The following is a 12,455-nucleotide window of genomic DNA, read 5'->3' on the forward strand; positions in this document are numbered from 1 at the left end:
AAGGTGGGACAGGTAGGTCAGGGATGGCTGAGCCCGGCGACGGCGAAGCGGATCAGATGCTGGGCGGTCTGTTCGCGATGGGTGTGCTCGCTGACGTCGCTTTTGCGCTGGATCATGCCGAAGCCGGACATCGCATGGGTCAGCGCGCCGGTGACCAGGTCGATACGCCAGTACAGCTCTTCCTTGCTCAGCTGCGGCAGCAGGCGGGCGAATTCGGCGGTGAACTGGCGCATCACGTGGCCGTAGTTCGCGGACAGGAACTGGCGCAGGGTGTCGTCGTGCTCGGCGAACGCCCGCGCCAGCACGCGCATGAACAAGGCGCCGCTGTCGTCGTGCGACAGGTCCAGGGCGGGGCGGATGAATGCTTCCAGCAGGTTCTCGAGGGTGGTTTCCGGGGCGCCGGCGATCTTGGCGAGCGCCGCTAGTCGGCGTTCATTCAACGCGTCCAGCCGGCGCCGGAACACTTCCTCGACCAGTTTGTCCTTGGAGCCGAAGTGGTAGTTGACGGCGGCCAGGTTCACCCCGGCGGCGGTCGTCAGCTGGCGCAACGAGGCGCCATCGAAGCCACGTTGCGCGAACAGGAGCTCGGCGGCACCGAGTATCCGTTCCTTGGTCGAGCCGGAGCTGTTCACGGGCGGAACCATCCATCGGCCGCAGGCCGGTTCAAACGATCGTTTGAGCATACGCGGACAGCTCCGGGGCCGTCAAACGATCGTTTGTTGCAAATGTCCGGTTACTTGCGTATGAGTTAGAATCTGTCAAACTTTCGTGGGCTAAATCCGCAATCCTTGTCGGAATTAGCCGATTCCGCCGGCCTGGGGGCCGGCCATGACCCCTTTCCCTATCCATCCGTTTTTTCCGGAGCAGACCCGTATGGCGCTGGAGCGCACTCTTTCCATCATCAAGCCCGACGCCGTTGCCAAGAACGTCATCGGTGAAATCTATGCACGTTTCGAGAAGGCCGGCCTGAAGATCGTGGCCGCGCGCATGAAGCAGCTGTCGCGCCAGGAAGCCGAAGGCTTCTATGCCGTGCATCGCGAGCGCCCGTTCTTCAAGGCGCTGGTCGAGTTCATGATCTCCGGCCCAGTGATGATCAGCGCGCTGGAAGGCGAGAACGCCGTGCTGGCCCATCGCGACCTGATGGGCGCCACCAATCCGAAGGAAGCCGCGCCGGGCACGATCCGCGCCGACTTCGCCGACTCCATCGATGCCAATGCCGTGCACGGTTCCGATGCGGTCGAAACCGCCAAGGTGGAGATTGCCTATTTCTTCGCTGCGACAGAAGTTTTGTCCAGGTAATTATTCGTGAACCCAGTTGTCGCCAGTTCCGCCAAGGTCAACCTGCTCGATTTCGATCGTCAGGGTCTGCGTGATTTCTTCACGCAGATCGGCGAGAAGCCGTATCGCGCCGAGCAGGTGATGAAGTGGATCTACCACGACCTGGAAGACAACTTCGAGAACATGACCGACGTGGGCAAGGCGCTGCGCGCCAAGCTCACCGAGGCCTGTTACATCGGCGCGCCGAAGACGCTGCTGGACAAGGTGGCCACCGATGGCACGCACAAGTGGCTACTCGGCATGGACAGCGGCAACGCGATCGAGACGGTGTACATCCCCGAACCGACCCGCGGCACTTTGTGCGTGTCCTCGCAGATCGGTTGCGCGCTGAACTGCAGTTTCTGCTCGACCGGCGCACAGGGCTTCAACCGCAACCTGTCCACCGCCGAGATCATCGGCCAGGTGTGGGTGGCGGCGAAGTACCTGGGCAACGTCACCCACCAGAACCGCCGCATCACCAACGTGGTGATGATGGGCATGGGCGAGCCGCTGGCGAATTTCGACAACGTGCTGAAGGCGATGCGCCTGATGCGCGACGACCTGGGCTTCGGCCTGGCGGCCAAGCGCGTCACCCTGTCCACTGCCGGCATGGTGCCGTTGATCGACCAGCTGTCGGACGCCATCGACGTGTCGCTGGCGGTCTCGCTGCATGCGGCCAACGACGATCTGCGCACCGAGCTGATGCCGATCAACAAGCGCTACCCGATCGCCGAGCTGCTGGCCGCCTGCCAGCGCTGGATCGCACGCAAGCCGCGTACCTCGATTACCTTCGAATACACCTTGATGAAGGGGATCAACGACCAGCCCGAGCACGCCCGCCAGCTGATCAAGCTGATGCGCAAGCTGCCGACGTGCAAGGTCAACCTGATCCCGTTCAACCCTTTCCCGGGCACTCAGTTCAAGCGCTCCGACGCCGACGACATCCACGCATTCCAGACACAGCTGCTGAATGCCGGGGTGCTGACCATGTTGCGGCGTACCCGCGGCGACGACATCGATGCCGCCTGCGGCCAGCTGGCCGGACAGGTCACCGATCGCACCCGGCGCAGCGCCGACATACGCAAGCGGCAGGACGAGGGGACATTGCATGCGATTTGACCGGGTATTGATCTTCTGCCTGCTGTTGCCGCTGGCCGGCTGCATCACCACGCGCACCGACAGCAGTTCGCTGGGCAAGAGCATGCCGCAGTCCAGCAAGGCGGACCTGGCCGAGGATGCCGCCCGGGTCCATACCGAACTGGGCCAGCACTACATGGCTTCCGGCGACCTGCAGACGGCGCTGGAAAAACTGACCAAGGCGCTGCAGTTCGACCCCAGCTACGCACCGGCGCACACCGTGATCGCGGTGCTGTACGAGCGCATCAACAAGCTGCCCGAAGCCGAGCAGCATTACCGCAAGGCGGTGGCGCTGGAACCGGCCAAGGGCGCGCCGAACAACAATCTCGGCGTCTTCCTGTGCCACACCGGGAAGATCGCCGAGGCGAACCAGTATTTCCAGAAAGCCGTCGCCGACCCGTTCTACCAGAGCCCCGACGTGGCGCTGACCAATGCCGGCGTCTGCCAGCTGCGCGCCAACGATGTTACCGGGGCCGAAGCGAGTTTTCGTGACGCCATCGCAAGAAATCCCAAGAATGCGGAGGCACTCTTCCAGCTTGCGAATACGCTTTATCTGAATAAGGATGCATTTCGCGCCAGGGCTTTCATCCAGCGGTTCGATGCGCTGGGCCAGTCGACTGCCGCGTCGCTCAAGCTAGGCCACGATATCGAAACCCGTCTGGGCAACCCGGAAGGTGCCCTCACTTACAGCAAGCGATTGCTCAGCCAGTTCCCGGACTCGGAGCAGGCGCACGCCCTAGACACAACTGCCAGCCCATGACCTCCATGCAGCCTCAGCCGACCGGACAGGATTCAAGCGAGCCCGGGTTGTTCGGTATCAATTTGCCCAACATGGATGTGTCGTCGACAAACCCTCACACGGTAAGTTTCGGCAGTCGTCTGCATGCAGCGCGTGAAGCCCAGGGCCTGGATCTGGAAGCCTGCGCGCATACGCTGAAATTGCCTGCCCGGGTGCTGCGCCAACTCGAACGCGACCAGTACGACGGCATCGACTCCAAGATCTACCTGGGCAGCTACATCAACAAGTACGCCCGCCACCTGGGCATCAACGAGGCATCGATCCAGGTCGAGCTCGATCGCATCAGGCAGATCGAAGCGCCGCTGGTAGCCACCGGTGGCATCTCGCATTCGCGCTTCCTGCTGGACCGTTACGCCACCGCTGCCACCTACGTCGTGCTGACCGCGGTGATCGTGGTGCCGATGATCTGGCTGGGCGTGCGCGGCACGCTGGATCGCGACCTCAGCCATCTCGCCCCGCTGGACGCCGCCCCGGTGGCCCAGCTGGAAGCGCCCGCTACCCACGCCGTCGCTGCCGACAGCCACGCCGGCGAACTGATCCCGCTGGCCCCGCCGAAGGCAACGCCGCCGCAGGAACAGGACCAGCCGCTGCTGGCCTCGATGGCGCCATTCCCGAACCTGGAAAGCGCCAACCTGTCGCCGGCCAAGCCGCTCGCACCGGTCGCGGATACCGGTACCGGCGATCACAGCCTGAGCCTCAGCCTCTCCGCAGCCAGTTGGGTCGAAGTCATCCAGGCCGATGGCACGCGTCTGGAATACGGCCTGCTTTCAGCCGGCAGCAACAAGACCTATCACAGCGATCAGCCGCTGGATGTGCGCATCGGCAACGCCAGCGGCGCGCAGGTCAGCATCGATGGCAAGTCGATCGGCATGGACGATTTCCGGCGCGCCAACGTGGCGCGTTTCCGCATGCAGATGCAGGACGGCACGGCCTCCGCAACCAGCTTCTGATCGCCATTTGGGGCCGCTGCGAGCGGCCCATTTCGGTTATGCTTGCCCACTTGGTCCGCCCGGCAACGAGCGGGCGTGACCGGCTTTTCCCTTTATTTACCGCACCGGCCTGTGCACGCGTCTGCGGGCGCGCGGCCTTTTGAATGGTGATTGCATGGCATTTGAAGAATACGACAAGTACGAACAGAGCGAGCTGGTCCAGAAATGGCTGCGCGACAACGGCGTGTCGATCATCGCCGGCATCGTGATTGGCCTGGTCGGCATTTTCGGTTGGCAGCAATGGCGCAACCATCAGGCCCGCAATGAAGGCCAGGCCTCCCAGCTCTACCAGCAGATGCAGATCGCGCAGGCGTCCGGCAAGCCGGATACCGCCACGCAGCTGACCGACCAGTTGATGAAGGATTACGCGAAGTCGCCGTTCACCGTGTTCGCCGTCAGTGACCGCGCCAGGCAGCAGGTGCAGGCCAAACAGCTGGACAAGGCCGAGGCATCGCTGAAGTGGGCCGAGAGCCATGCCACCGCCCCGGCGTTGAAGTCGTTGACGCTGCTGCGCATCGCGCAGGTGGAACTGGCCCGCGACAACGGCAAGGAGGCGCTGGCCACGCTCGATCGCATCCCGGCCGACAGCTATCAGGGGCTGGCGCAGGAACTCCGCGGTGATGTGCTGGTCAAGCTTGGACGCCCGGACGAAGCACGCAAGGCCTATCAGGCGGCCTTGTCGACGCTGGGCAAGGAAGCGCCGCAACGCGGCGCCTTGCAGATGAAACTCGATGATTTGGCCGTGGCCGGGAAGCAGGGTGCATGAAAAGATTTTTACTGATCACGCTGGCTTCACTGGTGACCCTTGCCGGTTGCCATTCGTTCAAGAAGGAAAACGTCCAGCCGCCGACCCCGCTGGTCAAGGATTTCAAGCCTACCGCGCAGGTCACCCGTCTGTGGCGCACCAGCGTAGGTGAGGGTGCCGGCACCAGCGGCGCGCGTCTGCGCCCGGCCGTGGTCGACGGCGTGCTCTATGCCGCCAGCACGGACGGCAAGCTGGTCGCGATCGATGCCGGCAGCGGCAAGAGCCTGTGGTCGAAGAGTTCGCGCACCCATGGCTGGTTCGGCTGGGGCGACAAGAAGCGCAAGGACGCCCAGTACGCCGGCGGCCCGGCGGTCAGTGGCGACCTACTCGCCGTCGGCACGCTGGATGGCCACGTCTATGCCGTGAATGCGAAAGACGGCAGCCCGCGCTGGGATGTCGAGGTAAGCGGCGAAGTGCTGGCGTCGCCGGTGATCGTCGGCGACCTGGTCGTGGTACGTACCGGCGACGGTCGCGTCTACGCACTGGACGCAGCAACCGGCCAGCGTCGCTGGGTCTACGACCAGGGCAGCGTGCCGCTGCTCAGCCTGCGCGGCAATGGCCCGATGCTGGCCGCCAACGGCGTACTGTTCTTCGGCAGCGACGACGGCAAGCTCGTCGCATTGCGCCAGGACAACGGCACGAAGTTGTGGGAACAGAAACTGGCCGGCGGCGAAGGCCGCACCGAAATCGATCGCCTGAACGACGCCGACGGCGCGATCCTGCTGGACGGCAGCACGCTCTACGGCACCGCTTACCACGGCAACCTGGCGGCGGTCGACGGCCCCAGCGGCCGTCCGCTGTGGACGCATCCATTCTCCAGCTTCGAATCGCTGGCGGTCAGCGCCAATGCGGTCTTTGGCGTCAGCGACGAATCGGTGGTGTGGGCATTCGACAAGAATGGCGGCGCCGACATGTGGAAGAACGACGCGCTGAAGTACCGTTGGCTCAGCGGTCCGGCCGTGCAGGGCGACTACGTCGTGGTCGGCGACCTGGAAGGTTACGTGCACTGGCTGCAGACCGGTGACGGCGCGCTGGCCGCCCGCGAGCGGCTGTCGAAGAAGGCGATCCGCGCCCAGCCACTGGTGGTGGGCGACATCGTTTACGTCGAGGACGTCGAGGGCCGTATCGGCGCCTACCGTCTGTCTTCGCACTGATCGCTGGAACGAAGTACTCATCATGCTGCCCGTCGTCGCACTGGTTGGTCGTCCGAATGTCGGTAAATCGACCCTTTTCAATGTGCTGACGCGCAGCCGCGACGCCCTGGTGGCTGATATGCCGGGCGTTACCCGCGATCGCCACTATGGCGTCTGCCGCACGGGCGAGCGGCCGTTCGTGGTGGTCGACACCGGTGGTTTGTCCGGGGTCGAGGAAGCCATGGACGTGCTGACCGCGAAGCAGGTGCGCCTGGCGATCGAGGAAGCGAACGTATTGGTGTTCGTGGTCGATGCACGCGAAGGTCTGTTGCCGCAGGACTACGTGATCCTGGGCGAGCTGCGCCGCAGCGGCAAGACCATCATTGCCGCGGTCAACAAGACCGACGGGCTGGAAGAGGAAGCCGTGCTGGCAGAATTTTCCGCCTTCGGCGTCGGCAAGATCCTGCCGTTGTCTGCCGCGCACAATCGCGGCACGGGCGATCTGATCCAGCTGATCCTGCCCCTGTTGCCGACCGACGAGGAAAGCACCACCGAGGCGGAAGGCGAGGACGGCAGCATCCGGGTGGCCATCGTCGGCCGTCCGAACGCCGGCAAGTCGACCCTGATCAATCGTCTGCTGGGCGAGGAACGGCTGATCGTCTCCGACGTCGCCGGCACCACCCGCGACCCGATCCGGGTGCCGCTGGAACGCGACGGCAAGCGCTACACGCTGATCGACACCGCCGGCATCCGGCGCAAGGCGCGGGTCGAGGAAGCCGTCGAGAAATTCAGCGTCATCAAGACGCTGCAGTCGATCGCCGCCGCCCAAGTCGTGGTGGTGATGATCGACGCCCGCGAAAACCTGGCCGACCAGGACCTCACCCTGATCGGTTATGCGATGGACGAGGGCAGGGCGCTGGTGATCGCGATCAACAAGTGGGACGACATGGACTCGTACCAGCGCGACGAATGCCGCCGCGCGCTGGATCGCCGGCTGGTGTTCGTCGATTGGGCGAAGCAGGTGCAGATCTCTGCACTGCACGGCTCGGGCCTGCGCGAGCTGATGCGCGCAGTGGTGCGCGCGCATGCGTCGGCGACCAAGGTGCTGGTGTCTTCCGACCTCACCAAGACGCTGGAGAAGGCGTACGAGAGCTACCAGCCGCCACTGGTGAACGGTCACGCGCCGAAGCTGCGCTTCGCGCATCCGGGCGGCACCAACCCGCCGACCATCGTGATCCACGGCACCCGCACCAAGCACATCGCACCGGCGTACCAGCGCTATCTGGAGAATTTCTTCCGCAAGCGCTACAAGCTGGAAGGCACGCCGGTCCGGATTACCTTCCGCGAGGGCGAGAACCCGTACGCCGGGCGTAAAAAGGTGCTGACCAAGGAACAGCAGCACAAGGCCAGGCGCCGGGTCAGCGACCTGATCAAGCGCACGCGCTGACTGCGCCTGCGGGCTTCTGGCGACACACCGCCGGCTGCAGCAAGGTGATTCCCGGTCAATCCGGATCCTGCTGAATCAGGGCGTACACCGCTGCATCGCGTGGCTGTTCGCCCACCCACAGGCGTTGACGTTCGATCGCCTCGAACCGTGCACCGATCTTTTCGGCCGTGCGCCGACTCGGCTGGTTGTCGGGCAGAACGACGATCTCGATCCGAGTCAGTCCCAGCCGCTCGAAACCGAAGCGCGCCACCAGGGTGGCAGCCGCTGCCGCCACACCTTGCCCGTGACGTGACTGGCGCACCCAGTAACCCATGTTGGCGCTGCGGCGGAGCCGGTTGCGCCGGGAAAGACCCACACTGCCGAGCAGTTCGCCCGAGACCGCGTCGAAAACCGGGAATGCAAAGTGCTCGCCCGAGCGCCATCCTGCCTGGCAATACATCACCCAGGCTCTGGCGTCGTCCAGGCCGTAACCGGCGTGACACCATGGCAGCCAGCGACCCACGCTGCCTGTCGATTCGCGTACAGCGCCGAGCAGGGCAGTGGTATCACCATCCTGCCAAGGCCGCAGGTGCAGCCGGCCATCAGCCAGTTCCAGCGTGGTCGGGATTGTCGAGTCCGCGCTCATGGGGTCTGCCGTTTGTGCGCATCAGGCCGAGCCCCGATAATGATCGACTCTACAGTCAGGCATCAACATGAGCGCACGCATCCTCGACGGCAAACGCATCGCACAGGAACTGCTGGAGCGTGTCGGCCTGCGCGTCGCCGCGAGGGTGGCGCAAGGGCTGCCCGTGCCGGGACTGGCGGTGGTGCTGGTAGGCAGCGATGCGGCCTCGACGGTCTACGTGCGCAACAAGCGCAAGGCCTGCCAGCAGGTGGGTTTCCGCTCGTTCGGTTATGACCTGCCGCCCGACACCACCCAGGAAGAACTGTTCGCCCTGATCGACCGGCTCAACGCCGACCCGGACGTGCATGGCATCCTGGTGCAGTCGCCGCTGCCGGAACATATCGACGAGGACGCCCTTGTCGATCGCATCGACCCGAACAAGGACGTCGACGGTTTCCAGGCGATCAACGTGGGGCGCCTGGCCTTGCGCCGTTTCGGCCTGCGCCCGTGCACGCCCAAGGGCGTGATGACCCTGCTCGGGCATACCGATCGCCCGGTGCGCGGCCAGCACGCGGTGGTGGTCGGCGTGTCCAACCATGTAGGCCGTCCGCTGGTGCTGGAGCTGATGATCGCCGGCTGCACCACCACCAGCTGCCATCGCTTCACCCACGACCTGGAAGCCTTCGTGCGCCAGGCCGACATCGTGATCGTCGCCGTGGGCAAGGCCGGGCTGGTGAAAGGCGAGTGGATCAAGCCCGGCGCCGTGGTGATCGACGTGGGCATCAACCGGCTCGACGACGGCCGCCTGGTCGGCGACGTGGAATTCGCACCGGCCGCCGAACGCGCCAGCTGGATCACTCCGGTGCCCGGCGGCGTCGGCCCGATGACGGTGGCCACGCTGATGGAGAACACGCTGGAAGCGGCCGAGGCGCACACCACGCCGCACCGGGTCGCCTGACCCATCGTGGAGAGCCGCGGTGTTCAGCCGCACAGCTGGCGAGCATCCCGGCGAGGCGCGTATAATCTCCTCTTTGCAGCGGGACTTTTCGCATGCGCATCCTCGCCGAGGCCCTGACCTACGACGACGTCTACCTTGTTCCGGGCCATTCCATCGTGTTGCCGCGCGATGTGAACACGTCAACGCGGTTCACCCGCGACCTGCGCCTGAACATCCCGATCGTGTCCGCCGCGATGGACACCGTGACCGAAGCCCGACTCGCCATCACCATGGCGCAGAACGGCGGCATCGGCATCATCCACAAGAACATGACGGCCGAGCAGCAGGCAGCCGAAGTGCGCCTGGTGAAAAAGTTCGAGGCCGGCGTGATCCGCAGCCCGATCACCGTGGGTCCGGACACCTCGATCCGTGAAGTGCTGCGGCTGACCCACGCGCACAACATCTCCGGCGTACCGGTAGTCGACGGCAGCAAGCTGGTCGGCATCGTCACCAGCCGCGACCTGCGCTTCGAGCGCAAGCACGACGACCCGGTGCGCAACATCATGACCCGCCAGGACAAGCTGGTGACGGTGCAGGAAGGCGCCAGCCAAGACGAGGTGCTGCAGCTGCTGCACAAGTACCGCATCGAAAAAGTACTGGTGGTCAACGAGGCCTTCCAGTTGCGCGGGCTGATCACCGTCAAGGACATCCAGAAGGCGCGCGACAACCCGCATGCCGCGAAGGATCACCACGAGGCCTTGCTGGTCGGTGCTGCCGTCGGTGTCGGCGGCGATACCGAGCAGCGCGTGGCCGCGCTGGTCGATGCCGGCGTCGACGTGCTGGTGGTGGATACCGCGCACGGCCATTCGCAGGGCGTGATCGAACGCGCCGGCTGGGTCAAGAAACACTACCCGCAGGTGCAGGTGATCGCCGGCAACATCGTCACCGGCGAAGCGGCGCGTGCGCTGCTCGACGTGGGCGTGGACGCGGTCAAGGTCGGTGTGGGCCCCGGCTCGATCTGCACCACCCGCGTGGTGGCCGGCGTCGGCGTGCCGCAGATCACCGCGATCGACCTGGTCGCCACCGCGCTGAAGGACGAGATTCCACTGATCGCCGATGGCGGCATCCGCTACTCCGGCGACATCCCGAAAGCACTGGCTGCTGGTGCGTCCACCGTGATGCTCGGCTCGATGTTCGCCGGCACCGAAGAATCTCCCGGTGAAGTCGAACTGTTCCAGGGCCGCTCCTACAAGAGCTACCGCGGCATGGGCTCGATCGGCGCCATGCAGCTCGGCTCCAAGGATCGCTACTTCCAGGACGAGGCGGACGCCGACAAGCTGGTGCCCGAGGGCATCGAGGGCCGCGTGCCGTACCGCGGCCCGCTGCGCAACATCATCCACCAGCTGATCGGTGGCCTGCGCGCGTCGATGGGTTACCTGGGCGCGGCCACCATCGAGGACGTGCGGCACAAGGCGCAATTCGTGAGGGTAACTTCCGCCGGTGTCACCGAAGCGCACCCGCACGACATCCAGATCACCAAGGAAGCGCCGAATTACCGGCTGAATTCCTGAGTACGGGATTCGGGATTGGGGATTCGGGATTCGGAAAAGCCGCATGCCGAGCCCCACCCGATTCCTGATTCACCATTCCCTACGCGCAGCGCAGCCATGACCGAATCACGAATCACGAATCCCCAATCCCGGCTTCACGACGACAAGATCCTGATCCTCGACTTCGGTGCGCAATACACCCAGCTGATCGCGCGGCGCGTGCGCGAGCTTGGCGTGTACTGCGAAATATGGGCGTGGGATCACGACCCGGCCGAGATCGCCGCCTTCGGCGCGAAGGGTTTCATTCTCTCCGGCGGCCCGGAATCCACCACGCTTTCAGGCGCGCCGAAGGCCCCGCAGCAGGTGTTCGACTCCGGCCTGCCGATCCTCGGCATCTGTTATGGCATGCAGACCCTGGCCGCCCAGCTCGGTGGTGCCACGGAAGCGGCGGACGCACGCGAGTTCGGCCATGCCAGCGTGGACATCGTGGCGCCGAGCCGCCTGTTCGACGGCCTCAGCGATCATCCGGGCGAGCGCAAGCTGGATGTATGGATGAGCCACGGCGACCACGTGTCGAAAGCGCCGCCGGGCTTCGTGGTCACCGGCGCGACCGATCGCATCCCGGTCGCGGTGATGGAGAACGAGGCCAGGCGCTGGTACGGCGTGCAGTTCCACCCGGAAGTGACGCACACGAAGCAGGGCGGGGCGCTGTTGAAGCGTTTCATCACCGAGATCTGCGGCTGCAAGACGCTGTGGACAGCGGCGAACATCATCGACGACCAGATCGCCCGCGTGCGCGCCCAGGTCGGCGACGACCACGTGCTGCTGGGCCTGTCCGGCGGCGTCGATTCGTCGGTGGTTGCCGCGTTGCTGCACAAGGCGATCGGCGATCGGCTGACCTGCGTGTTTGTCGACACCGGCCTGCTGCGCTGGCAGGAAGGCGACCAGGTGATGGCCACCATGGCCGCCGCTTCCGATGAGCATGGCATGGGCGTCAAGGTGATCCGCGTCAACGCGGCCGATCGTTACTTCAAGGCGCTTGAAGGCGTGGCCGATCCGGAAGCCAAGCGCAAGATCATCGGTGGCCTGTTCGTGGAGATCTTCGACGAGGAGTCAGGCAAGATCACCGCCGACGGCAGCAAGGTGAAGTGGCTGGCACAGGGCACGATCTACCCCGACGTGATCGAGTCCGCCGGCAGCAAGACCGGCAAGGCCCACGTCATCAAGAGCCATCACAACGTCGGCGGCCTGCCGGCGCACATGAAACTGAAGCTGGTCGAGCCACTGCGCGAGCTGTTCAAGGACGAGGTGCGCCGGATCGGCGTGGAACTCGGCCTGCCGCGGGCGATGGTCTACCGCCATCCGTTCCCCGGCCCCGGCCTGGGCGTGCGCATCCTGGGCGAGGTGAAGCGCGAATACGCCGAACTGCTGGCCCAAGCCGACGCGATCTTCATCGACGAACTGCGCAAGGCCGACCTGTACGACAAGACCAGCCAGGCGTTCGCGGTGTTCCTGCCGGTGAAGTCGGTCGGCGTGGTCGGCGACGCACGCGCCTACGAATGGGTGATCGCATTGCGCGCGGTGGAGACCATCGACTTCATGACCGCACAGTGGGCACGCTTGCCGTACGAGTTCCTTGGCAAGGTTTCAAACAGAATTATCAATGAGTTACGCGGTGTTTCTCGCGTTGTCTATGACATCAGTGGCAAGCCACCCGCCACGATCGAGTGGGAATAA

General features: G+C 64.8%; 12 protein-coding genes. 10 read left to right on the forward strand and 2 right to left on the reverse strand.

Features of this window, described 5'->3' with window-relative positions; all coding sequences use genetic code 11:
- Positions 1-17 precede the first annotated feature (17 nt).
- Positions 18-644: a TetR/AcrR family transcriptional regulator gene (locus tag ASG75_RS03445; protein WP_056385726.1), complete on the reverse strand. Its 627-nt coding sequence runs from the start codon at positions 642-644 to the stop codon at positions 18-20.
- A gap of 229 nt (positions 645-873) precedes the next feature.
- Between ASG75_RS03445 and ndk the strand changes: the two genes are divergently transcribed.
- The 7 genes from ndk to der all read left to right on the forward strand — a co-directional run bounded on the left by ndk (position 874) and on the right by der (position 7,627).
- The gene (ndk, locus tag ASG75_RS03450) at positions 874-1,299 is read left to right on the forward strand and encodes a nucleoside-diphosphate kinase (RefSeq protein WP_056385728.1); all 426 of its coding nucleotides are present in this window, start codon (positions 874-876) and stop codon (positions 1,297-1,299) included.
- A gap of 6 nt (positions 1,300-1,305) precedes the next feature.
- Complete coding sequence (rlmN, locus tag ASG75_RS03455; protein ID WP_056385730.1) at positions 1,306-2,436, forward strand: 23S rRNA (adenine(2503)-C(2))-methyltransferase RlmN; 1,131 nt, start codon at positions 1,306-1,308, stop codon at positions 2,434-2,436.
- On the forward strand, positions 2,426-3,214 hold the full coding sequence (pilW, locus tag ASG75_RS03460; protein ID WP_056385732.1) for a type IV pilus biogenesis/stability protein PilW: 789 nt from the start codon (positions 2,426-2,428) through the stop codon (positions 3,212-3,214). Before rlmN ends, pilW begins: the two co-directional genes overlap by 11 nt.
- Positions 3,211-4,203: a helix-turn-helix domain-containing protein gene (locus ASG75_RS03465; protein WP_082547481.1), complete on the forward strand. Its 993-nt coding sequence runs from the start codon at positions 3,211-3,213 to the stop codon at positions 4,201-4,203. Before pilW ends, ASG75_RS03465 begins: the two co-directional genes overlap by 4 nt.
- 154 nt (positions 4,204-4,357) lie before the next feature.
- Positions 4,358-5,008 carry a tetratricopeptide repeat protein gene (locus ASG75_RS03470; RefSeq protein ID WP_056385736.1) on the forward strand — a complete coding sequence of 217 codons (651 nt, stop codon included), beginning with the start codon at positions 4,358-4,360 and terminating at the stop codon, positions 5,006-5,008.
- Positions 5,005-6,201 carry an outer membrane protein assembly factor BamB gene (gene bamB / locus ASG75_RS03475; RefSeq protein WP_056385738.1) on the forward strand — a complete coding sequence of 399 codons (1,197 nt, stop codon included), beginning with the start codon at positions 5,005-5,007 and terminating at the stop codon, positions 6,199-6,201. Before ASG75_RS03470 ends, bamB begins: the two co-directional genes overlap by 4 nt.
- Before the next feature lie 22 nt (positions 6,202-6,223).
- On the forward strand, positions 6,224-7,627 hold the full coding sequence (der, locus tag ASG75_RS03480; protein WP_056385740.1) for a ribosome biogenesis GTPase Der: 1,404 nt from the start codon (positions 6,224-6,226) through the stop codon (positions 7,625-7,627).
- Between the two features lie 55 nt (positions 7,628-7,682).
- Here der and ASG75_RS03485 read toward each other — a convergent pair whose 3' ends face one another.
- Complete coding sequence (locus tag ASG75_RS03485) at positions 7,683-8,252, reverse strand: GNAT family protein (protein WP_056385742.1); 570 nt, start codon at positions 8,250-8,252, stop codon at positions 7,683-7,685.
- A gap of 67 nt (positions 8,253-8,319) precedes the next feature.
- On the opposite strand from ASG75_RS03485, the gene folD reads away from it, so the two are divergent.
- The 3 genes from folD to guaA all read left to right on the forward strand — a co-directional run bounded on the left by folD (position 8,320) and on the right by guaA (position 12,455).
- Complete coding sequence (folD, locus tag ASG75_RS03490) at positions 8,320-9,189, forward strand: bifunctional methylenetetrahydrofolate dehydrogenase/methenyltetrahydrofolate cyclohydrolase FolD (protein WP_056385745.1); 870 nt, start codon at positions 8,320-8,322, stop codon at positions 9,187-9,189.
- Between the two features lie 92 nt (positions 9,190-9,281).
- A complete protein-coding gene (guaB, locus tag ASG75_RS03495; RefSeq protein WP_056385747.1) occupies positions 9,282-10,739 on the forward strand; it encodes an IMP dehydrogenase in 1,458 nt (485 codons plus the stop codon).
- Positions 10,740-10,835: 96 nt separating this feature from the next.
- The gene (gene guaA / locus ASG75_RS03500; RefSeq protein WP_056385749.1) at positions 10,836-12,455 is read left to right on the forward strand and encodes a glutamine-hydrolyzing GMP synthase; all 1,620 of its coding nucleotides are present in this window, start codon (positions 10,836-10,838) and stop codon (positions 12,453-12,455) included.

Origin of the sequence: Rhodanobacter sp. Soil772 (assembly GCF_001428385.1) — a bacterium.
Classification (GTDB): domain Bacteria; phylum Pseudomonadota; class Gammaproteobacteria; order Xanthomonadales; family Rhodanobacteraceae; genus Rhodanobacter.

Coding starts and splice junctions, on each gene's coding strand:
- guaA (WP_056385749.1), top strand. CDS start 10,836: ATGACCGAATCACGAATCACGAATCCCCAATCCCGGCTTCACGACGAC.
- folD (WP_056385745.1), top strand. CDS start 8,320: ATGAGCGCACGCATCCTCGACGGCAAACGCATCGCACAGGAACTGCTG.
- ASG75_RS03465 (WP_082547481.1), top strand. CDS start 3,211: ATGACCTCCATGCAGCCTCAGCCGACCGGACAGGATTCAAGCGAGCCC.
- ASG75_RS03470 (WP_056385736.1), top strand. CDS start 4,358: ATGGCATTTGAAGAATACGACAAGTACGAACAGAGCGAGCTGGTCCAG.
- ndk (WP_056385728.1), top strand. CDS start 874: ATGGCGCTGGAGCGCACTCTTTCCATCATCAAGCCCGACGCCGTTGCC.
- pilW (WP_056385732.1), top strand. CDS start 2,426: ATGCGATTTGACCGGGTATTGATCTTCTGCCTGCTGTTGCCGCTGGCC.
- bamB (WP_056385738.1), top strand. CDS start 5,005: ATGAAAAGATTTTTACTGATCACGCTGGCTTCACTGGTGACCCTTGCC.
- der (WP_056385740.1), top strand. CDS start 6,224: ATGCTGCCCGTCGTCGCACTGGTTGGTCGTCCGAATGTCGGTAAATCG.
- guaB (WP_056385747.1), top strand. CDS start 9,282: ATGCGCATCCTCGCCGAGGCCCTGACCTACGACGACGTCTACCTTGTT.
- ASG75_RS03485 (WP_056385742.1), bottom strand. CDS start 8,252: ATGAGCGCGGACTCGACAATCCCGACCACGCTGGAACTGGCTGATGGC.
- ASG75_RS03445 (WP_056385726.1), bottom strand. CDS start 644: ATGGTTCCGCCCGTGAACAGCTCCGGCTCGACCAAGGAACGGATACTC.